The organism is Streptomyces sp. (assembly GCF_031178505.1).
GTDB lineage: Bacteria > Actinomycetota > Actinomycetes > Streptomycetales > Streptomycetaceae > Streptomyces > Streptomyces gulbargensis.
This window is the reverse complement of the sequence record NZ_JAPSIW010000009.1, coordinates 1-23,318: the sequence shown is the minus strand read 5'-3', so window position 1 is coordinate 23,318 and position 23,318 is coordinate 1. Positions and strand designations below refer to the sequence as shown.

Below are 23,318 nucleotides of genomic sequence, written 5' to 3'. Positions count from 1 at the left end.
TTCGACGGACGCCGGACGGGCGCGGCCGCGCACGGGCGGAGGCCGGCGGGTATCGCCGGGCGTTCGACGGACGCGGCCGGCCGTCGGACGGACGCGCGGCGTGTCACCGCCGACCGGTCACCGCCGACCGGTCCGGGGCCGACGGCCGGTGGCCGTCGGCTCGCGGTTCCGAGCGGCCCCCGGTCCCGGCCCTCTCCGCCTCCCGCTCCCGCGCTCCTCCCGCGCTACTCCTGGCTCGCCGTCGCGGACGGCGTGGCCGAGGAGCCGCCGGTGGAGCGCGCCGGGGTGCTCGCGGGGGCGCCCGGCTCGGGCGAGGCGGAGCCGGAGGCCGGAGGGGTGGACGCGGTGGGCTTCTGGCAGCCCGGCTGCTTGGCCATGGCCCGGCCCAGCTCGCCGCTCTCCAGCTTGGCCAGGGCGGCCTGGTCGGACTTCTCGATCTTCTCCAGGCCCTCGGCGACGCCCTGGAGGCCGTCCGCGAACTTCTGCTGGTTCGTCGGGTCGAGCGCGTCGACCTGCTTCTTCAGCCCCTCGTAGGAGACGGCCGTGGCGTTGAGCTCCCGTACCGCGTCCTGCTGGATCTTCTGGCCGTTCTCGACCGGCGGGACCCCGGCGCTCTCGACCGCCTTCGCGAGCGCCCGGTCGGCGTCGGCGATGTCCTGGAACGCCTTCGAGTCGGCGGCCTGGATGTCGGCGGGCTTGCTGTCCGCGGCCGTCGAGATGATGATCTGGTGGGCGTCGGCGCGCTTCTGGATCTGGGGCTTCGCCTGGTCGCAGAACGTCTTCGCCCAGTTGCCCACCTTGTCCTCGTCGTCGCTGCACCCGGACAGCACGAGCATGAGTACCGCGCCGCCGGACAGTGCGGCCGCAAGCTTCTTGTTCACCGGATCGGTCCCTTCCAAGGCTCTCGGCCCCGGAACATACACGCCGTACGGGCGGCATCCACCGTTCGTGGGACCGATTCATTCCACAATGAAGCCTTTTGAACCAAGGCCGACACGGCCGGACGGCCCCGGAAATGAGACGGACACCACGTCAGGAGACCGCCACCGAACGGCGCTTGGAGGCCCGGACGGCGATCACCACGACGAGCAGCGCGAGGCCCGCGACCAGGGCCCGCAGCCAGGGGTTCGTGTCGTCCCCGTACCCGAAGCGGACGACGGCCGGGGCGATCAGCAGCGCGACCAGGTTCATCACCTTCAGGAGCGGGTTGATCGACGGCCCGGCGGTGTCCTTGAACGGGTCGCCGACCGTGTCCCCGATGACGGTCGCCGCATGGGCCTCGCTGCCCTTGCCGCCGTACCGGCCGTCCTCCACCAGCTTCTTCGCGTTGTCCCAGGCCCCGCCCGAGTTGGCGAGGAAGACCGCCATCAGCGCGCCCGTCCCGATCGCCCCCGCGAGGTACGCGCCGAGCGCGCCGACCCCGAGCGTGAAGCCGACCGCGATCGGGGCGGTCACGGCGAGCAGACCGGGCGTGGCGAGTTCGCGCAGCGCGTCCTTGGTGCAGATGTCGACGACCCGCCCGTACTCCGGCTTCTCGGTGCGGTCCATGATTCCCGGATGCTCGCGGAACTGCCGCCGCACCTCGTGGACGACGGCCCCGGCGGACCGGGAGACCGCGTTGATGGCGAGCCCGGAGAAGAGGAAGACGACGGACGCGCCGAGGATCAGGCCGAAGAGGTTGTTGGGCTGCGAGATGTCCATCGAGAGCGTCACCTCCCCGGCCCTCGCGCCGACTTCGGCGACCGAGGTGGCGATGGCGTCCCGGTACGAGCCGAAGAGGGCCGCGGCGGCGAGGACGGCGGTGGCGATGGCGATGCCCTTGGTGATGGCCTTCGTCGTGTTGCCGACGGCGTCGAGATCGGTGAGGACCTGCGCGCCTGCGCCCTCGACGTCCCCGGACATCTCGGCGATGCCCTGGGCGTTGTCGGCGACCGGCCCGAAGGTGTCCATGGCCACGATCACCCCGACGGTGGTGAGCAGGCCCGTTCCCGCGAGGGCCACCGCGAACAGCGCGAGCATGATCGAGGCACCGCCGAGCAGGAACGCCCCGTACACGGCCAGGCCGATGAGCAGCGCCGTGTAGACGGCGGACTCAAGGCCGAGCGCCACGCCGGCGAGGACGACCGTGGCCGGGCCGGTGAGGGCGGACCGGCCGATGTCCTGCACCGGGCGGCGGCGCGGCTCGGTGAAGTAGCCGGTGAGCTGCTGGATCAGCGCGGCGAGGACGATGCCGATGGCGACCGCGACGAGGGCCAGGACCCGGGGGTCACCCGCGTGGTCCTGGATGCCGGGCTCGGTGACGCCGCGGAGGTCGGCGAAGGAGGACGGCAGGTGGACGAAGGCGGCGACGGCGACGAGGACGAGGGAGACCACCGCCGAGACGAAGAACCCGCGGTTGACGGCGCTCATGCCGCTGCCGTCGGCGCGCCGTGGGGAGACCGCGAAGATGCCGATCACGGCCGTGACGACGCCGATCGCCGGAACGATCAGTGGGAAGGCGAGGCCGACGTCCCCGAAGGCGGCCTTGCCGAGGATGAGCGCGGCGACCAGGGTCACGGCGTACGACTCGAAGAGGTCGGCCGCCATGCCCGCGCAGTCGCCGACGTTGTCGCCCACGTTGTCGGCGATGGTGGCGGCGTTGCGCGGGTCGTCCTCCGGGATCCCCTGCTCCACCTTGCCGACCAGGTCCGCGCCGACGTCGGCGGCCTTGGTGAAGATCCCGCCGCCGACCCTCATGAACATGGCGATGAGCGCGGCGCCGAGGCCGAAGCCCTCCAGGACCTTCGGCGCGTCGGCCGCGTAGACGAGCACGACGGTCGCGGCGCCGAGCAGCCCGAGGCCGACGGTGAACATGCCGACGACCCCGCCCGTCCGGAACGCGATCCTCATGGCCCGGTGGGAGACCTCCGAGAGCTTCTTCGCCGGCTCCCCCGGCCCCGGGGTGGCCTCCCGCGCCGCCGCGGCGACCCGCACGTTCGCCCGTACGGCGAGCCGCATGCCCACATAGCCGGTGACCGCCGAGAACAAGGCGCCGACCAGGAAGAACAACGACCGCCCGGCCCGCTCCGCCCAGCTGTCGGCGGGCAGCAGCATCAGCAGGAAGAACACCACGACGGCGAAGACTCCGACCGTACGGAGCTGCCGCGCGAGATAGGCGTTCGCTCCTTCCTGCACGGCCGCGGCGATCTCCCGCATCTTCGCGGTCCCCTGCCCGGCGGCGAGAACCTGTCGGACGAGCAGCTGCGCGACGACCAGCGCGGCGAGGGCGACGGCCGCGACGACGACCACGATCGTCCGGTTCCCACTCGTGAGGACCGCCGCGGCGAGAGAGGTGGGGTGCATGGGGACGGATCATAGGGAGACATACCCCACCGTACGGGGATCTTCCACCGGCTCCGCGCGGATGCACCAACGGGGCGGGGCCGGGGCGGGAGCGGGCTCGGGCTGTGCGCAGCCCGGCATGCGGCGGGGGCGCAGGGGGGCCTGGGCGGGCCGGGAGTCGGCCGCCCGAGCTCCATCCCGCCGGACGACGGGGGCGGGAAGGGCTCGTCCCCTGCGGCGGCATGCGAAAGAGGCCCTGCGCGCAGGGCCTCTTCACGCGCTCGACGGGACGGCCGCTCGGGCGGGGCGGCCCGCGGCGGCGACGCGTCGCGTCGGGCTCGTCAGGACAGGATGTCCGCCGGGCTCGTCGGCCAGCTCATCCGGATGGTGCCGCCGTCCGCGCCGGCGGACACCTCGACGTCGTCGACGAGACCGCGGATGACCGCGAGCCCCATCTCGTCCTCGCCGTCCGCGTCGTCGAAGTCCTCGGCCGGGGCCGCGGAGCGCGCGCCGGGCACACCGACGGCATCGGCCGCCGCCACCCCCGCACCCGGCACCTCGTCGCCGACCTCGATGGAGAACGCCTTCTCCTCCTCGGTCAGCACGACCCGGATGGGCGTGGTGACGCCGTTGCTCCGGTGCAGACCGACCGCTCGGGAACAGGCCTCACCGACGGCGAGCCGCACCTCGTCGAGGACCGCCTCGTTCACCCCGGCCCGGCGGGCGACCGCGGCGGCCACCAGGCGGGCCGTACGGACGTGCTCGGGCTGGGCGCTGAAGCGGAGTTCAACGGTGGCCATGGGATACCCCCGGTCAGTCGACCGCGTTGACGGCCTCGTCGACCGAGGTGTGGATCGGGAACACCTTGGTGAGACCCGTGATCCGGAAAATCTTCAGAATGCGCTCCTGGTTGCAGACCAGGCGCAGCGACCCCTCGTGCGCGCGGACGCGCTTCAGGCCGCCGACGAGCACACCGAGGCCGGTGGAGTCGAGGAAGTCCACGCCCTCCATGTCGACGACCAGGTGGTAGCTGCCGTCGTTCACCAACTCGACCAACTGCTCGCGCAGCTTGGGCGCGGTATACACATCAATCTCGCCACCGACCTCGACGACCGTACGGTCGCCACCAACGCCGGTCACAGTGCGAGTCGACAGGGACAGGTCCACGGATCCTCCAGCACCTTGCTATCGGGCGATCGCCCCCTCGTGTCTCCCGGTCGGAGCCAGGGGACTGATCGCCAGCCGCGATGGCATTCAATCACTTACCAGCAGCCATGCACGACGCCTTGGAGGCATTGTCCGTCATGGCAGTGACACACTCGGTGCCGATGGCCAAGAATCACCGCCCCAGTCGTCCCGCCGGGGACACGGGCAAGCGACCCTCCCCCGGCACGGTCCTCGGCCGTCTCTCCTCGGGGGAGAGCCGGGCCTCGCGCATCACTCATACGGAGCACATGCCCGCCCGGGAGGGCCGGCATGCCGTCTGGCCGGACCGGATCCGGCCCGAGGTGATCGCCGCGATTCAACAGGCCGGTATCGGCCATCCGTGGGCCCATCAGGCGGAGGCCGCCGAGCACGCCCTGGACGGCCGCTCCGTGGTGATCGCCACGGGAACCGCCTCGGGGAAGTCCCTGGCCTATCTCGCCCCGGTCCTCTCCACCCTCCTGGACGGTTCGGAAGCCCCCAACGGACGCGGGGCGACCTCCCTCTACCTGTCCCCCACCAAGGCCCTCGCCGCCGACCAGCGGCGCGCCGTGAAGGAGCTGGCCGCCCCGCTCGGCAACCGGATCCGCCCCGCCGTCTACGACGGGGACACACCGGTGGAGGAACGCGAGTGGGTCCGGCAGTACGCCAACCACGTGCTCACCAACCCCGACATGCTGCACCGGGGCATACTGCCCTCCCACCCCCGGTGGGCCTCCTTCCTGCGCGCCCTGCGCTACGTGGTGATCGACGAGTGCCACACCTACCGGGGCGTCTTCGGCTCGCACGTCGCCCAGGTCCTGCGGCGGCTGCGCCGGGTCTGCGCCCGGTACGGCTCCGAGCCGGTCTTCCTCCTCGCCTCCGCCACCTCCGCCGACCCCGCGCGCGCCGCCCACCGGCTCACCGGCCTGGACGTCGTGGAGGTCGCCGACGACGCCTCCCCGCGCGGCGAACTGGTCTTCGCCCTGTGGGAGCCGCCGCTCACCGAGCTGCGCGGCGAGCGCGGCGCGCCGGTCCGGCGCACGGCCACGGCCGAGACCGCCGACCTGCTGACCGACCTGACCCGCCAGCGGGTCCGCACGGTCGCCTTCGTCCGCTCCCGGCGCGGCGCCGAGCTGATCTCGGTGATCGCCCAGGAGCGGCTCGCCGAGACCGACCGCGCCCTGGCCCGGCGCGTCGCCGCCTACCGGGGCGGCTACCTGCCCGAGGAACGGCGCGCCCTGGAGCAGGCCCTGCACTCCGGCGAGCTCCTCGGCCTGGCCGCCACGACCGCCCTGGAACTGGGCGTGGACGTGTCCGGCCTCGACGCCGTCCTGATCGCCGGCTACCCCGGCACCCGGGCCTCCCTGTGGCAGCAGGCGGGCCGGGCCGGCCGTTCGGGCGAGGGCGCGCTCGCGATCCTCGTGGCCCGGGACGACCCGCTGGACACCTTCCTGGTCCACCACCCGGAGGCGATCTTCGACCAGCCGGTCGAGTCGACCGTCCTGGACCCCGACAACCCCTACGTCCTCGCCCCCCATCTGTGCGCGGCGGCCGCAGAGCTGCCGCTGACCGAAGCCGACCTCGCCCTCTTCGGGCCCGCCGTGCCCGGGCTGCTCCCCCAGCTGGAGTCCGCCGGGCTGCTGCGCCGCCGGTCCGCGGGCTGGTACTGGACCCGCCGCGAGCGGGCCGCCGACCTCACCGACATCCGGGGCGGCGGCGGCAGCCCGGTACGGATCGTGGAGGCCGGCACGGGCCGGCTCCTGGGGACGGTCGACGAGGCCGCCTCGCACGCCGCCGTCCACGAGGGCGCCGTCCACCTCCACCAGGGCCGCACCTACCTGGTGCGGGAGCTCGACCTCAGGGACTCCGTCGCCCTCGTCGAGGAGGCCGCCCCGCCGTACTCCACCACCGCCCGTGACACCACCTCCCTCACCGTCCTGGAGACCGACACCGAGGTCCCGTGGGGGGACGGCCGGCTCTGCTACGGCTCCGTCGAAGTCACCCACCAGGTCGTCTCCTTCCTGCGGCGCCGTCTGATCACCGGCGAGGTGCTCGGCGAGACCAAACTCGACCTGCCGCCCCGCACCCTGCGCACCCGGGCCGTGTGGTGGACGGTCACCGAGGACCAGCTCGACGCCGCCCGGATCACCCCGGAGATCCTCGGGGGCGCCCTGCACGCCGCCGAGCACGCCTCCATCGGCATGCTGCCGCTGTTCGCCACCTGCGACCGCTGGGACATCGGTGGGGTCTCGGTGCCGCTCCACCCGGACACGCTGCTGCCCACCGTCTTCGTGTACGACGGGCACCCGGGCGGCGCGGGCTTCGCGGAGCGGGCCTTCCACACCGCCCGCGCCTGGCTCACCGCCACCCGTGAGGCCATCGCCGCCTGCGAGTGCGAGGCCGGCTGCCCCTCCTGCATCCAGTCCCCCAAGTGCGGCAACGGCAACGACCCGCTCCACAAACGGGGCGCCGTCCGCCTCCTCACGGAACTTCTCCGCGCGGCCCCGCAGGACCCTCCGGCGACCCGGCCGGAGGAGGGCCCGAAACCCCCGTCCCCGGTGGAGCCGGGAGTCCCGGGGGAGGGCCGGCGGGACCCGCGCGGGACCTGACCTCGGGCGCGTAGGGTCCGCCCGCCACCCGGGCGGTCACCTCCGCGACCTCGCCCCGCACCTGGCACCGCACCAGCCCGGCGCCCTGGGCCTCGGCGACCCGGTCGGCCACCGCGCAGGCCTCCGCCTCGCCCCACAGGGCCCGGTCGGCCGCGGCGAGGGCGGCCAGATCGGCGGCGGCCCCCGCCCGGTGCCGCGCGGTGACCGCCTGCCCGAGCACGAGCACCGCCCCGAACACGAGGCACAGCGCACAGGCCGCGAACGCCGTCCACACCGTCGCCGAACCCCGGTCGCCCCGGCGCGCCCTCACGACGGGCCTCCGTACGGCGCGTCCTCGGCGAGCGCCGCCGCGCCGGCGCGGAGGGTGAGCCCCATCCCGCCCGGCCCGGGGGCCGCCGCCTCCACCGTCACCCGCCACAGTTCACCCGCACGGGTGACCGTGACCCGGGCGCCCTCGGGAGCGGCGGCCCGTGCCGCCTCCTCGGCGGAGGCCACCGGCTCCGAGCGGGCCACCGCCCGTGCCCCCGCACGGGCCGCGTCCACGCACCGGATCTGCGCGGCGGCCGCCGCCAGGCCCCACAGGAGGGCCACCGTGAAGAGGGCCAGCACCGGCAGGACCAGCGCCGCTTCGACGGTCACGAAGCCCCGGTCAGAACGGCGCATCGAGCGCCTTCCCGATCACCGATTCCAGGGCACCGGACACTCCCCCGCTGGTGACGATCTTGTACAGCACGGCGGCGAACCCCGCGGCCGCGATCGTCCCCATCGCGTACTCGGACGTGGTCATACCGGCATCGGACCGCACCGCCGCCCGCCGGGCGCGCCACCATCCCCGCGCCCTCTGCCGTACCCGTGCCTTCATGCCGTTCGTCATCCCGCTCTCCTTGTCCGTCGTGTTCTGTCGTGTCGTGCTCGTCGTGTGCCGTGCGGTCGCGTGGTCCGCGCGGCTCGTCGTCGTGTCGCGTACGTCGTGGCGTCGTGGTCACCGCGCCATCAGCTCCGTCGCCAGGCCGATCACCACCGGGGCCACTCCCACCGCGAGGAAGGCGGGGAGGAAACAGAGCCCCACGGGCGCGCTGATCAGCACCTGGGCCCGGCGCGCCCGGGCAGCGGCCGTACGGGCCCGGGCTGCCCGGAGGCCGGCCGCGTGCCGGGCGACGGCCTCCGCGGCGGGCGCTCCCGACGCCCCCGCCCGCTCCATGCAGCGGGCGAGACCCTCGGCGCCCGGTACGGCGCCGAACCTCCGCCACACCTCGGCCGGCTCACCCCCGAGGCGGAGTTCGGCGGCGGTCCTGGTCAGGCGTTCGCCCAGCGGACCGCCCATCGACCGCCCCACGGCCAGGGCCGCCTCGGCCGGTCCCGCTCCCGCCGCCGCGCACGCCGCCAACAGGTCGGCGGCCAGCGGAAGGTGGCGGGCCGTCTCCTCGTCGGCCGCCGCCGCGCGCGCCCTGCGGCGTCCCGCCCGGCGCAGCCGCGCCACACCCAGGGCCAGCCCGGTGGCGACGAGGGCGGCGAGGGGCCCCGCCAGCGCCCATCCGCCCGCCGCGGCCAGGAACGCCACCGCTCCTTCCCCCGCCCACGAAGGCGCTCGCGGCCGCCGGGTCCTCGCCGGGCGCCGCAGCCGCTCCACCGGTGCGCCGAGCAGCGACCCGAGCCGCCGCCGCCCGTGGCGCCCCCGCCGCTCGCGGGCCATCCCGTACAGGGCCTCCCCGACCAGGAGGAGCAGCACGGCCGACACCCCGGCCCGGGTGATCTCCGGTGTCACGGCCGCTCACCTCCCCGGACGATCCGTGCGGCCCACCAGAGGCCGGCCGCTTCCAGGGCGCCGCCCACGGCGAGGCAGGCCAGCCCGGCCGGTGTGTGGAGCAGCACCCGCAGGGGGTCGGCGCCCAGTGCGGTGCCCAGGGCCAGCCCCGCCGCCGGGAGGACCGCCAGGACCGCCACGGTGGCCCAGGCCCCGGCGAGTTCGGACCGCAGTCGCTCGCGTTGCTCGTGGTGGTCGCGGAGCGCTCCCTCCAGCCGGTCCAGGCCGGCGGCGAGCCCGGCGCCGCCGTCCACGGCCACCTGCCAGCAGGCGGCGAGGCCCACGAGCCCTCCCGCGCCGTCCGCGCGGGCCGCGCCGCGCAGCGCCTCCGGCACGTCACCACCGAACCGGGCCGCCGCCAGGACGCCGGACTCGTGGTCGCCGAGGGCGCCGGACTGCCGGGCCGCGAACTCCAGCGCCCGCACCGGCTGCCACCCGGCCCTCAGCTCGCCCGCCGCCACGGCGCACAGGTCCACCACGCGCCTCGCCCGAGCCTCCTCCTCCCTGCGGAGCGCGGCCGTCCTCAGGCGTCGGCGCAACAGCGGCACGGCCAAGGCCCCGAGCAGCAGCGGAAGCGGTGACGCGCCGAGGACGGCGAGGGCCACGGCCACGGGAAGGCACCACCACGCTCGGCGCTCGGGCACCCGGCCCCAGGCCCGCAGGGCAGCCGCCCACGGCGCGCCCCTCCCCCGGGCCGGCGGCCCGGGCGTGGCGAGGGTCAGCACCCCGCGCAGTCTGCGCAGTCCGCGCCGCCGCTCCACCTCCCACCACAGGACGAGCGCCGCGCAGAGGGCCGCCACCGTGGTCAGCCCCGCTCCGGCCGCCTCACCGGTCGTCACGGTCATCACCCGCCCCTCCGATCAGCGCGCTCAGCCGCGTCCAGCCCCGCTCGCGCGCGAACCCGGTCGCGGTCCACCGCAGCGCGGGCACCGTGCGTACGAGCCCCTCACGGTCCCGTTCCAGGACGTGGACCTCGGCCATCCGCCGCCGCCCGTCCCGGTCCCGTACGAGGTGCAGGACGGCCGACAGCCCGGCCCCCAACTGGCTGTGCAGAGCGGCCCGGTCGAGCCCGGCGGCCGTACCGAGGGCCTCCAGGCGGGCCGGTACGTCCGCCGCCGTGTTGGCGTGGAGCGTTCCGCAGCCGCCCTCGTGGCCGGTGTTGAGGGCGGCGAGCAGGTCGACGGCCTCTCCGCCACGGACCTCGCCGACCACCAGCCGGTCGGGCCGCATCCGCAGCGCCTGCCGGACCAGGTCCCGCAGGGTGACGAGGCCCGCGCCCTCCTGGTTCGCCGGCCGCGCCTCCAGGCGGACCACATGCGGGTGGTCGGGCCGCAGCTCGGCGGAGTCCTCGGCGAGCACGATCCGCTCCCGCTCGCCCACCAGGCCGAGCAAGGTGGCGAGCAGTGTGGTCTTGCCGGTGCCCGTACCACCGCTGACCAGGTACGACACGCGCGCTTCGATCAAGGCGCGGAGAATCGCGGCGCCACCGGGCGGCACGGTGCCCGCCTCGACCAGCTCCTCCAGGGAGAAGGCGCGGGGCCGCATCACCCGCAGCGAGAGGCAGGTCGAACCCACCGCGACGGGAGGCAGCACCGCGTGCATGCGCGTCCCGTCGGGCAGCCGCGCGTCCACCCAGGGCCGGGCGTCGTCGAGCCTGCGCCCGGCGACGGCCGCCAGCCGCTGGGCGAGCCTGCGGACGGCCCCGGCGTCGGGGAAGGACACCGGCGCCCGTTCGAGCCCGGCACCCCGGTCCACCCAGACCCGGTCGGGCGCCGAGACCAGGACGTCGGTGACCCGGGGGTCGGCGAGCAGCGGTTCCAGCGGACCCGTGCCGATGAGCTCCCGACGTAACTGTTCGGCGGCGCCGAGCACTTCCGCGTCCCCGAGAAGCCGGCCCTGTGCCCGGAGCGCCGCCGCCACACGGGCCGGTGTGGGTTCCGCGCCACTCGCCGCGAGCCGTTGCCGCACGGCGTCCAACAGGCCCGCTCCACCGCCCTGGCCTCCGCCGGTGGGCCCGGCCGCCCCGGTCATCGCGCACCGCCGGGGGTGAGCGCCCGGTCCCAGAAGGCCGAGCAGAACCGGGCGAGGGGCCCGCGTGGCTCGGCGCCGGGCGGCGCGCCCACATCCTGGTCCGCCACCACTCCCGGGTCGTAGGGGAGTTCTCCGGCGAGCGGCAGCCGCAGGGCCTCCGCGACCCACCGGTCGTCGAGTCCCGCCGCGTACGGGCCGCGGACCACGGCCCGCAGGTCGCGGACGACGGCGCGGAGGGTCGACGCCACCCGGTGCGCGGCGGCGACGGCCCGCAACTCGCCCGGGACGACCAGCAGGCCGAGGTCGAGCTGGGCCAGTGCCTCGGCGGTGGCCTCGTCGGCGCCGCGTGGCAGGTCGACCACGACGACTCCACCGCGCCGCCGGGCCGCTGCGAGGACGGACCGTACGGCCTCGGGCGTCACGGCGGCGGCCGGCTCCCGGCCCCAGCTGAGCACCCGGACCCCGCGGACCGCGGGAAGCGACTCCTCCAGGGCGCCGCCGGCCAGGCGCCCCTTCGAGGCGGCGAAGTCGGGCCACCTGCGGCCCTCCTCCCGCTCGCCGCCGAGCAGTACGTCGAGCCCTCCGCCGAGCGGGTCGGCGTCCACGAGCAGGGTGCGGCGGCCGGTGCGGGCGGCGGCGAGCGCGAGACCGCAGGCGAGGGTGGACGCCCCGGCACCGCCGCGCCCGCCGACGACCCCGACGGTCAGCGCCTGCCGGCCCACGCCCTCGGCGGCGTCCGCGATGCGGTCCACGAGAACGTTCTCGGCCTCCGGAAGCCGCAGGACGCTGTCGGCCCCGATCTCGACGGCCAGCCGCCACACCACCGGCTCGTCCGGCCGACGGCCTACGAGGACGACGCCGGGCCGGCGCACCGCGCCCCGACAGCGGACCGCCGCGTCCTCGCCGATCAGGACGAGCGGCGGGTCGGTCCAGTCCGCCCTGCGCTCCGGCACCCCGTGGTGCACCTCGGGATCCGCTCCGGCGGCCGCGCACAGCCGCAACAGGTCATCGAGGAGCTCGAGGTCCTCCGTGACGATCAGCGGCCCGGTCCCGCGTGCCTCTTCCCGGCTCTCCGCGACCGCGCTCGACGCGGCGGTACCCGCCGTCTCTGCCCTGGTCCGTTCCATGACGCGACACCCCTCAGGTGATTCCCGACGCCGCGAACTTCGCGGCCGGAATCACCATGGGGCCCTCCGGAAAATCTTCCCGATCCCACCAAAAAACTGTGGATAACCCCAGGCCTGTGAATATCTCGACCACCCCTTCGGGGGCTGCCCGGAACGCGACCCGACGATTACTGTGTGTAGCGATCGAAGGGTGCGGCTGCTGCGGGAGCGGGCAACGGGCATCCGCGCGAGCGAAGGGAGAAGAGGATGAAAACGAGCGCCAAAACGGCTCCGGACATGCGACGACCCCCGCCGGGGGGGAGAGCGGGGGTCGTCTCTCCGGCCGACTCGGGGGGGGAGGAGCCGGTCCGGGTTAGCACGGTCGCGAACGATCCGTGACTTCCATGGTGTACCCGAGAGCCTTCTCAGGCAAACCCACACGCAGGAGGGTACGCCGAATGGCGGGCACCTATGCTCGGGCTTGTGGAAAACCACTCCTTGCCGCGCACAGCCGCCTTCTTTGACCTGGACAAGACGGTCATTGCGAAGTCATCGACGCTGACCTTCAGCAAGTCCTTCTACCGGGGCGGACTGATCAGCCGCCGCGCCGCCCTGCGGACGGCGTACATCCAGTTCGTCTTCCTCGCGGGCGGAGCCGATCACGACCAGATGGAGCGGATGCGCGAATATCTTTCCGCGCTCTGCAAAGGATGGAACGTCGCACAGGTCAAAGAGCTCGTCGCCGAGACCCTGCACGATCTGATCGACCCGATCATCTACGACGAGGCGGCCTCCCTCATCGAGGAACATCACGCCGCGGGGCGCGATGTCGTGATCGTCTCCACCTCGGGCGCGGAGGTGGTCGAGCCGATCGGCGAGATGCTGGGCGCCGACCGGGTCGTCGCCACCCGCATGGTGGTCGGCGAGGACGGCTGCTTCACCGGCGAGGTGGAGTACTACGCCTACGGCCCGACGAAGGCGGAGGCCGTCCGGGAGCTCGCGGAGTCGGAGGGATACGACCTGTCCCGCTGTTACGCGTACAGCGACTCCGCGACCGACATCCCGATGCTCGAGGCGGTGGGGCACCCGTACGCGGTCAACCCCGACCGGACCCTGCGCCGGGAGGCGGCCGCCCGGGAGTGGCCGGTGCTCGCCTTCGAGAAGCCGGTACGGCTCAAGCAGCGGTTGCCCGCGTTCCGGATGCCTCCCCGTCCGGCTCTGGTCGCCGCGGCGGCGGTCGGCGCGGCGGCGGCCACGGCCGGGATCGTCTGGTACGCCTCGCGCCGTCGCCAGGCGGCGGCGCTCGTCACCTCCTGACACCGCACGCGCGCCGGAGGCCCGGCCGGTCTCCGACGCGCGATCACCGCAAGGAGCGGACCGTCCGGCTGTCCCGCCTGCCGCCGCCCCCGACGGCACGGCCGGGGGCAGCGCCGGCTTTCACCGGCGGCCGGGCGAGCGGGCACCCGTCCACCGTCGCCCCTCCGCCCGGCATCCGCCCGACACCCCTCCGCCGACGCCCGCCCGACCCGGCACGCCCCCGGGCAGGCCCCTGGAATGAGCCCCCTGAAGGCCTGGGGCAAAGAAGTGGAGTCAGCACTTTCGCTTCCACCGGGACAGGAGTAGAAAGGAATCAGGCCCGCGAGACCTAGGACATCCGAGAGGATCACCTGTTGAGCATGAAGGCCCCACGGACCTGAGCACGGAAACCTGGCACCCACGCGACGTCGACCCGTCGATTACGGGCCAGCCGCACCAGGCGAAGGGCAAAGTTCCCCGCCTGATGGGCACATATCGAGGACGCTTGGTAACTGGGTGGACGTGCCAGCGGCGGTACCGCTCCTCGGTACCGCCGCAACCCTTGTCGGGGGGCCGTCAGGCGGCGCCGCGCTGAAGCGCCTCGCAGACCGCCGTCGACTCACGGACCCCCAGCTCCACCGAGCGGCCGCAGTGCGCGATCCAGGCACCGACGCCCTCGGGAGTCCCCGAGAGATACCCCTCGAACGCGGCCAGGTACGCCGCCCGGCCCTGCTCCGCGTGGCCGACCTCGGCCGGGCAGATCGCCTTCGGGTCGAGACCGCTGCCGACCAGGACGATCCGCTCCGCCGCCCGCGCGACGAGCCCGTTGTGCGAGGTGAACGGCCGCAGCGCGAGCAGCTCGCCGTGCACCACGGCCGAGGTCACCAGGGCGGGCGCGTCGCCGCCCGCCACGATCAGTTCCGCGAGGCCGTCGAGCCGGGCCGCGACCTCGGAGGGCGCCGGCAGCGGGGCCTCGACGAGCGGCTCGTCGACCGCTTCGCCGACCAGCCGGGGGCGGCCCACCGAGTCGAGCTGTTCGCCCGCCGCGACCAGGTGGAGACGGGCGAGCACCCGCAGCGGCGACTGGCGCCAGATGGAGAGGAGCTGCCCCGCCTCGGCGCTCAGCCGGAGCGCGGCACCGACCGTGCGGGCCTCCGGGTCGGCGCTGAAGTCGGTCCGCCGCCGGACCTCCTCCAGCGCCCAGTCGGCTCCCGACAGGGCGGCCGAGCCGCGCGCCCCGCGCAGCGCCGCCTCGGAGGAGATCTCGTTGCTGCGGCGCCGCATCACACGGTGGCCGTAGACCCGGTCGACGGCCTTGCGTACGGAGTCCACCGCGTCGGCGACACCGGGCAGGGAGCCGAGCGCGGCCAAGGGGTCAGAGGCGTGCGTACTCATAAGTAGGGAGGCTACGCGCCCGACCGCCCCGCCCCACGAAGGAGTGGTCTTCTTCACGCACTCCGGCCACCGCCCGCAGTCGTACCGCTACCCTAGGTGAACATGAAGATCGCTTTCGTCGGGAAGGGCGGCAGTGGCAAGACGACACTGTCCTCCCTCTTCATCCGCCATCTCGCCGCCTCTGCCTCCCCGGTCGTCGCCGTCGACGCCGACATCAACCAGCACCTGGGCGCCGCGCTCGGCCTCTCCGAGGCGGAAGCGGCCGCACTGCCCGCGATGGGCGCCCATCTGCCCCTCATCAAGGAGTACCTGAGGGGGTCCAACCCGCGGATCGTCTCCGCCGACACGATGATCAAGACGACTCCGCCCGGGGAGGGTTCGCGCCTGCTGCGGGTCCGCGAGGACAACCCCGTCTACGAGGCCTGCGCCCGTCCCGTACGGCTCGACGACGGCGAGATCCGGCTGATGGCGACCGGACCGTTCACGGAGTCGGACCTCGGGGTGGCCTGCTACCACTCGAAGGTCGGCGCGGTGGAGCTGTGCCTGAACCACCTGGTGGACGGGCCCGACGAGTACGTGGTCGTCGACATGACGGCGGGCTCGGACTCCTTCGCCTCCGGCATGTTCACCCGGTTCGACATGACCTTCCTGGTGGCCGAGCCGACCCGGAAGGGCGTGTCCGTGTACCGCCAGTACAAGGAGTACGCGCGGGACTTCGGCGTCGCCCTGAAGGTCGTCGGCAACAAGGTGCAGAGCGCCGACGACGTCGACTTCCTGCGCCAGGAGGTCGGCGACGACCTGCTGGTCACGGTGGGCCACTCGGACTGGGTGCGGGCCATGGAAAAGGGCCGGCCGCCGCTGTTCGCGCACCTGGAGGCCGAGAACCGGGCGGCCCTGCGGACCCTGCGCGAGACGGCGGACGCCTCGTACGCCCACCGGGACTGGAAGCGGTACACGAGCCAGATGGTCCACTTCCACCTGCGCAACGCCGAGAGCTGGGGCAACGCGAAGACCGGGGCCGACCTGGCGGCCCAGGTCGACCCCGGCTTCGTCCTCGACGAGCGCCTGGCCGTTCCGCAGCCCAGCTGACGCGGTGCCGAGCGGGGCCCGGAGCCGGGCCCCGCTCGTCGCGGATCAGTCAGGGGCGGACGGCCGCAGGGGCGGCAGGGGCGCCCGCGGGAGCCGCCGGGGCGGCGGGGGCCGCCGGCTGCGGGGCGAGGAAGGCCTTCCAGCCGCCGGGCGGGGCCTCACCCACCTTCAGCGTCCGCATCTTGGCGATGACCGCGGGGTCCTGGGCGTCCAGCCAGTCCGCGAGCTGGCGGAAGGAGACGCACTCGACGTCCTTCTGCACGCACACGGTGGCGATGGTCTCCTCGATGGCCCGCATGTACGTGCCGCCGTTCCAGGACTCGAAGTGGTTGCCGATGATCACCGGCGCCCGGTTGCCCCGGTACGAGCGCTCGAAGGCCTGCACGAGGCCGTCGCGCATCTGGTCGCCCCAGTACCGATGCATGGAGGGGTCGCCCTGGGTCGTCCCGGGGGACTGGTTGACCAGGAAGTTGTAGTCCATGGACAAGGTCTGGAAGGCGCGGCCCGGCACCGGCACGAGATGCATGGAGAGGTCCCACAGGCCCTGCTCCTTCTCGGGCCAGATCTGGTCGTTGACGCCGCTCGTGTCGTACCGGAAGCCCATCTGCGCCGCGGCCCGGACGAAGTTCTCCCGGCCCTCCAGGCAGGGGGTGCGGGCACCGACGAGTTCCTTGTCGTAGTCGAAGGGGAGCGGCTGCTCGGCGCGCAGACCGGCGTTCGTCTTCCAGTTCTTGACGAAGGATTTGGCCTGGTTGATCTCGCTCTTCCACTCCTCCACCGACCAGGTGCCGACACCGCCCTCCTTGCCGCAGAAGTGGCCGTTGAAGTGGGTGCCGATCTCGTTGCCTTCGAGCCAGGCCCCGCGGAGCTCGCGGACGGTGGCGCGGATGCCCTCGACGTCGTTGAAGCCGATGTCGGAGCGGCCGCTGGCGTGCCGGGGCGGTTCGTAGAGGGCCCGCTTCTCCTCGGGCAGCAGGTACACGCCGCTCAGGAAGTACGTCATGGTGGCGTCGTACTTCTTCCCGACCTTGCGGAAGTGGGAGAAGAGTTTCTGGCTGTCCTCGCCCGCCCCGTCCCAGGAGAAGACCACGAACTGCGGCGGGGCCTCGCCGGGCTTGAGCTTCCGCCACGCCGGCTGGTGGGGCTGCGCGCCGGTGTGGGCGGTGGATCCGTCGCCGATCAGTCGCACCGGGCTCTGCGGGGCGGGGGCCGGGCCCTTCTTGGTGCCGGCGCCGCCCTGGGCGGGCCCGGCGCCGGTGTCGCCGGAGCCCGAGCAGCCGGCGAGTCCGGTGACCAGTGCGGCGGCGAGGGCGCCGGCGGCCAGCGCCCTGCGCCGGACCGCGGTCCGGTGGACCGTGGTCGCGGCTGTGGCGACGGGCGCGTCCCCGGCAGTCGTCCGTGCGGCGGCCGTCCGTCCGGCAGCCGTCCATCGGGCAGGGGTCCTTCGGGCTGTAGACCTTCTTCCGGCGGCTGACATCCGCCCACCTCTCCTCTGAGCCTCGGGGCACGGAGCCCCTGTTGCGAGCGGCGTCAACGTCGCACCACGACGACCGGAGAGATGAAACGACAAGCGGTGAAGTCATACCGGTTCACCGAAACAGGTGAACCATTGCCCTATTTGCCCTGAAGATCCCACCCCTGTCTTTACTCTCCATTACGATTCCATTACCCAGCGTTGATCCTCCGTCGGGAGGACCCGCACGGATGATCCCGCCGCAACACCCCGTACGAGCCGCGAGAGCGCTGCCCCGGAGGAGACGGGAATGACCCTCTGCACCCCTGCCCGCACCACGACCCGCCCGGAAGTCCAGCGGCCCCACAGCCCACCGGGCGGACCGCGCCGCTTCCGTGTCGCCGGCGCCGACGTCTCCGCGTCGGTGGCCGTCTTCCTCATCGCCCTGCCGCTCTCCCTCGGCATCGCGCTGGCCACCGGAGCCCCGCTCCAGGCGGGCCTCGTCGCCGCCGCCGTGGGAGGCATCGTCGCCGGCCGGTTCGGCGGCGCACCGCTCCAGGTCAGCGGCCCCGCCGCCGGCCTCACCGTCGTCACCGCCGAACTCATCCAGCGGTACGGCTGGCGCACCACCTGCGCCATCACGGTCCTCGCCGGACTGAGCCAACTCGCCCTCTCCGCCCTGCGCGTGGCCAGGTCCGCGCTCGCCGTCTCACCGGCGATCGTGCACGGCATGCTCGGCGGCATCGGCGTCACGATCGCCCTCGCCCAGCTCCACATCGTCCTGGGCGGCACCCCGCAGAGCTCCACCGTCGCCAACGCGACCGGTCTGCCCGCCCAGTTGGCGGACGCCGACGCGGCGGCCCTCGTCATCAGCGCCCTCACGGTGGCGGTCCTGCTGGCCTGGCCCCGGCTGCCCGGCCGGATCGGCCGCCGCGTCCGGGTCGTCCCGGCCGCCCTGGTCTCCGTGGCCGGCGCGACGGCCGTCGCGGTCGTGGCCGGACTCGCCGTCCCCCGCGTCGACCTGCCGTCCTGGAGCAGCCACGCCCTGCCCGGCCTGCCCGAGGGCCCGGTCCTCGGGATCGCGGCCGGTGTGCTCACCATCACCCTGGTCACCAGCGTGCAGTCGCTGCTGTCGGCGGTCGCGGTCGACAAGCTGATCGCCGCCCGCGAGGACCGCGGGCGGGGCATCCCCCGTTCGGACCTCGACCGCGAACTCCGCGGCCAGGGCGCGGCCAACATCGTCTCCGGCGCCCTCGGGGGCCTGCCGGTGGCCGGGGTCGCGGTCCGCAGCGTGGCCAACGTCTCGGCGGGCGCGGTCAGCCGGGCCTCCACCATGCTCCACGGCCTGTGGGTGGTGCTCGCCTCCCTCCTGCTCGTTCCGCTGATCGACCTGATCCCGCTGCCCGCCCTCGCCGCCCTGGTCATGGTGGTCGGGGTGCAGATGGTGAGCATCACGCACATCCGCACGGTCACCCGGCACCGCGAGGTGGTCGTGTACGCGGTGACGCTGACCGGCGTCGTCCTCGTCGGCATCCTGGAGGGCGTGGCCCTCGGCATCGCCGTGGCGGTCGCCGTCTCCCTGCACCGCCTCGCCCGGACCCGCATCACGCGCGAGGAGCGGGACGGGCACCAGCTCCTCCGGGTTCGCGGCCAGTTGACCTTCCTGGCCGTTCCCCGGTTGAGCCGGGCGCTGCACCAGGTCCCGGCCGGTTCCGACGTGGTGGTGGAGCTCGACGGCTCCTTCATGGACCACGCCGCCTACGAGACGCTGAACGACTGGATCTCCGGCCACCAGGCGCACGGCGGCACCGTGGAACTGGCCGGGCGCTCCGGCGGCCGGATCGGTGAGCCGGGTTCCGCCGCCACGCAGCCCTGCTGCCGCCCCTGGACGCCCTGGCACAACCACCAGTGCGGACGGCCCGCGCCGGTCGAGCAGGAGGACGCGGAGGGTACGCAGCCATCTCCGACACGACATCAGCTCGCCACGGGCATCGGCACGTTCCAGCGGAACACCGCCCCGCTGGTCCGCGGCGAACTCGCCCGGCTCGCCCGTGAGGGGCAGCGGCCGTCGCAGCTCTTCCTCACCTGCGCCGACTCCCGCCTGGTCACCAGCATGATCACCGCGAGTGGCCCGGGCGACCTCTTCACCGTGCGGAACGTCGGGAACCTCGTCCCGCTCCCCGGTGAGGAGAGCGGGGACGACTCGGTGGCCGCCGCGATCGAGTACGCGGTGGACGTGCTGCGGGTCGAGTCGATCACCGTCTGCGGCCACTCCGGATGCGGCGCGATGCAGGCCCTCCTGAACGCCGCGCCCGACGAACCCCTGGCCGATGCGGCCCCGCCGTCCCCGCTGCACCGCTGGCTGCGGCACGGCCGGCCCAGCCTGGAGCGGATGGGGAGCCGCCATCCCGTCGAGCCCCGGATCGCCGGCCGCCCGCCCGCCGACGCGGTCGAGCAACTGTGCCTGACCAACGTGGTCCAGCAGCTGGAGCACCTGCGGGCGTACGAGTCCGTGGCGCGGCGCCTGGCCGACGGCAGCCTGACCCTGCAGGGCATGTACTTCCACGTGGGCGAGGCGCAGGCGTACCTGCTCACGGAGACGAGCGGTACGGGACCGGGCGCCATGGAACCGGGTCGTACGGCGCCGAGTGGTACGGATCCGGGCGTCACGGACCCGGACGGTACGGAGTCCGGCGGCGCGTCCGGGCCGGGGGAGGCCGTCTTCGTCCAGGTCCCGCCGACGGCCCTGGAGCCGGCCCGCGCCTCCTGAACCGGCGCCGCCCGGCCCGCCCCGCGGCGCGGGGCCCCGGGCCCGCCCCCCCGCCCGTACACGGGCCCGCCCCGTACCCCCGGGCTTCCTCACCCTCACCCACCTCGCCGCGCGGCTGAACCGGCCGGTCCCGCCGTCCGTGAGAGTGTGTGGCCCCTTCTCCCTCCGCTCGGGACGAAGGGGCCACCGCACGTCGGGACGCTCACAGGTCTAAACCAATTGGCTGGAGACTCTTGTCACCCGGGCATCCGCCTGATGAGCTATGACGCGGGACACATACGCACAGAGGACGCCCTGGGAAAGGGAGATGTCGTGAGCAACGAGAGCCTGGCCAACCTGCTCAAGGAAGAACGCCGATTCGCGCCGCCCGCCGAGCTGGCCGCGCACGCCAACGTGACGGCGGAGGCGTACGAGCAGGCCGCGGCGGACAGGCTGGGCTTCTGGGCCGAGCAGGCCAAGCGCCTGACCTGGGCCACCGAACCGACCGAGATCCTCGACTGGTCGAACCCGCCCTTCGCCAAGTGGTTCGCCGACGGCGAGCTGAACGTGGCGTACAACTGCGTCGACCGGCACGTCGAGGCCGGGCACGGCGACCGCGTCGCCCTCCACTTCGAGGGCGAGCCCGGTGACAGCCGTGCGATCACCTACGCCGAGCTCAAGGACGAGGTCTCCAAGGCCGCCAACGCCCTGACGGAACTGGGCGTGCGCAAGGGCGACCGGGTCGCCGTCTACCTGCCGATGATCCCCGAGGCGGCCATCACGATGCTGGCCTGCGCCCGCGTCGGCGCCGCCCACTCGGTGGTCTTCGGCGGCTTCTCCGCCGACGCCGTCGCCTCCCGCATCCAGGACGCCGACGCCAAGCTGGTCGTCACCGCCGACGGTGGCTACCGGCGCGGCAAGCCGAGCGCGCTGAAGCCCGCCATCGACGAGGCCCTCACCAAGTGCCCCGACGTCGAGCACGTCCTCGTGGTCCGCCGCACCGGCCAGGAGACCGCCTTCACCGAGGGCCGTGACGTGTGGTGGGACGACATCGTCGCCCGCCAGTCCACCGAGCACGCCCCGGAGGCGTTCCCGGCGGAGCACCCGCTGTTCATCCTCTACACCTCCGGCACCACCGGGAAGCCGAAGGGCATCCTGCACACCTCCGGCGGCTACCTCACCCAGGCCGCCTACACCCACCACGCCGTCTTCGACCTGAAGCCGGAGACCGACGTCTACTGGTGCACCGCCGACATCGGCTGGGTCACCGGCCACTCCTACATCGTCTACGGCCCGCTCGCCAACGGAGCGACGCAGGTCATGTACGAGGGCACCCCGGACACCCCGCACCAGGGCCGGTTCTGGGAGATCGTGCAGAAGTACGGCGTCACCATCCTCTACACGGCGCCGACCGCGATCCGCACGTTCATGAAGTGGGGCGACGACATCCCCGCGAAGTTCGACCTCTCCAGCCTCCGGGTGCTGGGCTCGGTCGGCGAGCCGATCAACCCCGAGGCCTGGGTCTGGTACCGGGAGCACATCGGCGCCGGCCGGACCCCGATCGTGGACACCTGGTGGCAGACCGAGACCGGCGCGATGATGATCTCGCCGCTGCCGGGCGTCACCGAGACCAAGCCGGGTTCCGCCCAGCGTCCGCTGCCGGGCATCTCCGCGACCGTCGTGGACGACGAGGCGAACGAGGTCCCGAACGGGGGCGGCGGCTACCTCGTCCTCACCGAGCCGTGGCCGTCGATGCTCCGCACCATCTGGGGCGACGACCAGCGCTTCATCGACACCTACTGGTCGCGCTTCGAGGGCAAGTACTTCGCGGGCGACGGCGCCAAGAAGGACGAGGACGGCGACATCTGGCTCCTCGGCCGGGTGGACGACGTCATGCTCGTCTCGGGCCACAACATCTCGACCACCGAGGTCGAGTCGGCGCTCGTCTCCCACCCCGCCGTCGCCGAGGCGGCGGTGGTCGGCGCCGCCGACGAGACCACCGGCCAGGCCATCGTCGCCTTCGTCATCCTGCGCGGCACGGCGAGCGAGGACGAGAACCTGGTCGCCGAGCTGCGCAACCACGTCGGGGCCACGCTCGGCCCGATCGCCAAGCCGAAGCGGATCCTGCCGGTGGCGGAGCTGCCGAAGACCCGCTCGGGCAAGATCATGCGGCGTCTGCTGCGGGACGTGGCGGAGAACCGGGAGCTGGGTGACGTCACCACCCTCACCGACTCCTCCGTGATGGCGCTCATCCAGAACCAGCTGCCGTCGGCGTCCAGCGAGGACTGAGCCCGGCGCGACCTGGGGGCCCGTCCCGGTCCTGGCCACGGCCACCGGGGCGGGCCCCCGCGCGTACCCGGCGCCCCGTACCACCTCCTCGCTCCCGACGGGACGAAAGCCGCGGATCAGCCTGAAGTGAACCTGGCCGGGCACACCCCGGGCTCGTTAGGTAAGGTAAAGATCGCGCCCATGACGCCATCGGAAGACCGGTGGCGCTCGGCCGTGGCGCGACGCAAGACCCAGGTGCGCCGGGAAGTCTGGTCGGCATGTGCTTCGCCCTGCCCATCCGACCGGAGGTTCTCCCCCGTGGCCGCGCCCTCACCCACCGACCGCGACGACCGTGACGACCGCCCCGGCGGCAGCACCCGGACCGGCGACAGCGGCACCGGCCGCACCTTCCTCGGCCGTCTCCCGCTCCCCGAGAGCCGCTACCTCGCCGACGCCCTGCGCACGGAGACCGTCGGCGGCGTGCTGCTGCTCCTCGCCGCGGTCGTCGCCCTCGTCTGGGCCAACAGCCCGGTCGGCGACAGCTACGCGTCCGTACGGGACTTCCACTTCGGCCCCGCCGCCCTCCACCTGGACCTGTCCGTCCAGCACTGGGCCGCCGACGGACTCCTCGCCGTCTTCTTCTTCGTCGCCGGCATCGAGCTCAAGCGCGAGCTCGTCGCGGGTGAACTGCGCGACCCGAAGGCCGCTCTGCTGCCCGTCATCGCCGCCCTCTGCGGCATGGTCGCGCCCGCGCTCGTCTACGTCCTGGTCAACACCGCGGGCGGCGGCCCGCTCGACGGCTGGGCCGTGCCCACCGCGACCGACATCGCCTTCGCGCTCGCCGTCCTCGCCGTGATCGGCACCTCGCTGCCGTCCGCGCTCCGTGCCTTCCTCCTCACCCTCGCCGTCGTCGACGACCTCTTCGCGATCCTGATCATCGCCGTCTTCTTCACCGGCGACCTGAACTTCGCCGCGCTCGGCGGAGCCGCCGCCGGACTCGTCCTCTTCTGGA

Annotated in this window: 18 protein-coding genes and 1 pseudogene; 6 read left to right on the top strand and 13 right to left on the bottom strand. The window is 73.7% G+C overall.

What is annotated here, in order from left to right; translation table 11 throughout:
• Positions 1–224 precede the first annotated feature (224 nt).
• From RIF68_RS02245 to RIF68_RS02230, 4 genes are all read right to left on the bottom strand, one after another.
• On the bottom strand, positions 225–881 hold the full coding sequence (locus RIF68_RS02245; RefSeq protein WP_309049370.1) for a small secreted protein: 657 nt from the start codon (positions 879–881) through the stop codon (positions 225–227).
• Between the two features lie 151 nt (positions 882–1,032).
• Positions 1,033–3,342 (bottom strand): sodium-translocating pyrophosphatase, encoded by a 2,310-nt coding sequence (locus tag RIF68_RS02240; protein WP_309049369.1) that lies wholly within the window; start codon positions 3,340–3,342, stop codon positions 1,033–1,035.
• Positions 3,343–3,662: 320 nt separating this feature from the next.
• The gene (locus tag RIF68_RS02235; RefSeq protein WP_309049368.1) at positions 3,663–4,121 is read right to left on the bottom strand and encodes an ATP-binding protein; all 459 of its coding nucleotides are present in this window, start codon (positions 4,119–4,121) and stop codon (positions 3,663–3,665) included.
• A gap of 13 nt (positions 4,122–4,134) precedes the next feature.
• A complete protein-coding gene (locus tag RIF68_RS02230; protein ID WP_309049367.1) occupies positions 4,135–4,488 on the bottom strand; it encodes an STAS domain-containing protein in 354 nt (117 codons plus the stop codon).
• An 80-nt stretch (positions 4,489–4,568) separates the two neighbouring features.
• Between RIF68_RS02230 and RIF68_RS02225 the strand changes: the two genes are divergently transcribed.
• The gene (locus RIF68_RS02225; protein WP_309049366.1) at positions 4,569–7,115 is read left to right on the top strand and encodes a DEAD/DEAH box helicase; all 2,547 of its coding nucleotides are present in this window, start codon (positions 4,569–4,571) and stop codon (positions 7,113–7,115) included.
• A gap of 40 nt (positions 7,116–7,155) precedes the next feature.
• Here RIF68_RS02225 and RIF68_RS36415 read toward each other — a convergent pair.
• From RIF68_RS36415 to ssd, 7 genes and pseudogenes are all read right to left on the bottom strand, one after another.
• Positions 7,156–7,353, bottom strand: a pseudogene (locus RIF68_RS36415) (Rv3654c family TadE-like protein); the annotation flags it as partial.
• A gap of 68 nt (positions 7,354–7,421) precedes the next feature.
• Complete coding sequence (locus RIF68_RS02215; RefSeq protein WP_309049365.1) at positions 7,422–7,778, bottom strand: TadE family type IV pilus minor pilin; 357 nt, start codon at positions 7,776–7,778, stop codon at positions 7,422–7,424.
• Positions 7,765–7,902 (bottom strand): DUF4244 domain-containing protein, encoded by a 138-nt coding sequence (locus RIF68_RS36410; RefSeq protein ID WP_375165662.1) that lies wholly within the window; start codon positions 7,900–7,902, stop codon positions 7,765–7,767. The genes RIF68_RS02215 and RIF68_RS36410 overlap by 14 nt, the downstream gene beginning before the upstream one ends.
• A gap of 195 nt (positions 7,903–8,097) precedes the next feature.
• The gene (locus RIF68_RS02205; RefSeq protein WP_309049364.1) at positions 8,098–8,880 is read right to left on the bottom strand and encodes a type II secretion system F family protein; all 783 of its coding nucleotides are present in this window, start codon (positions 8,878–8,880) and stop codon (positions 8,098–8,100) included.
• Entirely contained in the window at positions 8,877–9,764 is an 888-nt protein-coding gene (locus RIF68_RS02200) for a type II secretion system F family protein (RefSeq protein WP_309049363.1), read from the bottom strand. The genes RIF68_RS02205 and RIF68_RS02200 overlap by 4 nt, the downstream gene beginning before the upstream one ends.
• Positions 9,745–10,950, bottom strand: a complete 1,206-nt coding sequence (locus RIF68_RS02195) for a TadA family conjugal transfer-associated ATPase (protein WP_309049362.1) — start codon at positions 10,948–10,950, stop codon at positions 9,745–9,747. The genes RIF68_RS02200 and RIF68_RS02195 overlap by 20 nt, the downstream gene beginning before the upstream one ends.
• Positions 10,947–12,077: a septum site-determining protein Ssd gene (ssd, locus tag RIF68_RS02190; RefSeq protein WP_309049361.1), complete on the bottom strand. Its 1,131-nt coding sequence runs from the start codon at positions 12,075–12,077 to the stop codon at positions 10,947–10,949. The genes RIF68_RS02195 and ssd overlap by 4 nt, the downstream gene beginning before the upstream one ends.
• Positions 12,078–12,527: 450 nt before the next feature.
• Here ssd and RIF68_RS02185 point away from each other — a divergent pair, with 450 nt between their 5' ends.
• A complete protein-coding gene (locus RIF68_RS02185; RefSeq protein WP_309049360.1) occupies positions 12,528–13,373 on the top strand; it encodes an HAD-IB family hydrolase in 846 nt (281 codons plus the stop codon).
• A gap of 555 nt (positions 13,374–13,928) precedes the next feature.
• On the opposite strand, the gene RIF68_RS02180 is transcribed toward RIF68_RS02185, so the two are convergent.
• Positions 13,929–14,747: an oxidoreductase gene (locus RIF68_RS02180; RefSeq protein ID WP_309049359.1), complete on the bottom strand. Its 819-nt coding sequence runs from the start codon at positions 14,745–14,747 to the stop codon at positions 13,929–13,931.
• Between the two features lie 102 nt (positions 14,748–14,849).
• Here RIF68_RS02180 and RIF68_RS02175 point away from each other — a divergent pair, with 102 nt between their 5' ends.
• Positions 14,850–15,836 (top strand): ATP-binding protein, encoded by a 987-nt coding sequence (locus RIF68_RS02175; protein WP_309049358.1) that lies wholly within the window; start codon positions 14,850–14,852, stop codon positions 15,834–15,836.
• Positions 15,837–15,885: 49 nt separating this feature from the next.
• Here RIF68_RS02175 and RIF68_RS02170 read toward each other — a convergent pair whose 3' ends face one another.
• Positions 15,886–17,313, bottom strand: a complete 1,428-nt coding sequence (locus RIF68_RS02170) for a hypothetical protein (protein ID WP_309049357.1) — start codon at positions 17,311–17,313, stop codon at positions 15,886–15,888.
• Positions 17,314–17,599: 286 nt separating this feature from the next.
• On the opposite strand from RIF68_RS02170, the gene RIF68_RS02165 reads away from it, so the two are divergent.
• From RIF68_RS02165 to RIF68_RS02155, 3 genes are all read left to right on the top strand, one after another.
• Entirely contained in the window at positions 17,600–20,059 is a 2,460-nt protein-coding gene (locus RIF68_RS02165; RefSeq protein ID WP_309049356.1) for a bifunctional SulP family inorganic anion transporter/carbonic anhydrase, read from the top strand.
• Between the two features lie 312 nt (positions 20,060–20,371).
• Complete coding sequence (gene acs / locus RIF68_RS02160; protein ID WP_309049355.1) at positions 20,372–22,327, top strand: acetate--CoA ligase; 1,956 nt, start codon at positions 20,372–20,374, stop codon at positions 22,325–22,327.
• A 297-nt stretch (positions 22,328–22,624) separates the two neighbouring features.
• Positions 22,625–23,318: Na+/H+ antiporter NhaA (locus RIF68_RS02155; protein WP_309049354.1), on the top strand; the 694-nt coding region annotated here is incomplete at its 3' end.

Bases quoted from the DNA above. Each gene is read 5' to 3' on its own strand.
- RIF68_RS02240 (WP_309049369.1), bottom strand. From the start codon at position 3,342: ATGCACCCCACCTCTCTCGCCGCGGCGGTCCTCACGAGTGGGAACCGG.
- RIF68_RS02235 (WP_309049368.1), bottom strand. From the start codon at position 4,121: ATGGCCACCGTTGAACTCCGCTTCAGCGCCCAGCCCGAGCACGTCCGT.
- RIF68_RS02225 (WP_309049366.1), top strand. From the start codon at position 4,569: ATGGCATTCAATCACTTACCAGCAGCCATGCACGACGCCTTGGAGGCA.
- RIF68_RS02215 (WP_309049365.1), bottom strand. From the start codon at position 7,778: ATGCGCCGTTCTGACCGGGGCTTCGTGACCGTCGAAGCGGCGCTGGTC.
- RIF68_RS36410 (WP_375165662.1), bottom strand. From the start codon at position 7,902: ATGACCACGTCCGAGTACGCGATGGGGACGATCGCGGCCGCGGGGTTC.
- RIF68_RS02200 (WP_309049363.1), bottom strand. From the start codon at position 9,764: ATGACCGTGACGACCGGTGAGGCGGCCGGAGCGGGGCTGACCACGGTG.
- RIF68_RS02195 (WP_309049362.1), bottom strand. From the start codon at position 10,950: ATGACCGGGGCGGCCGGGCCCACCGGCGGAGGCCAGGGCGGTGGAGCG.
- ssd (WP_309049361.1), bottom strand. From the start codon at position 12,077: ATGGAACGGACCAGGGCAGAGACGGCGGGTACCGCCGCGTCGAGCGCG.
- RIF68_RS02185 (WP_309049360.1), top strand. From the start codon at position 12,528: ATGCTCGGGCTTGTGGAAAACCACTCCTTGCCGCGCACAGCCGCCTTC.
- RIF68_RS02180 (WP_309049359.1), bottom strand. From the start codon at position 14,747: ATGAGTACGCACGCCTCTGACCCCTTGGCCGCGCTCGGCTCCCTGCCC.
- RIF68_RS02175 (WP_309049358.1), top strand. From the start codon at position 14,850: ATGAAGATCGCTTTCGTCGGGAAGGGCGGCAGTGGCAAGACGACACTG.
- RIF68_RS02170 (WP_309049357.1), bottom strand. From the start codon at position 17,313: ATGTCAGCCGCCGGAAGAAGGTCTACAGCCCGAAGGACCCCTGCCCGA.
- RIF68_RS02165 (WP_309049356.1), top strand. From the start codon at position 17,600: ATGACCCTCTGCACCCCTGCCCGCACCACGACCCGCCCGGAAGTCCAG.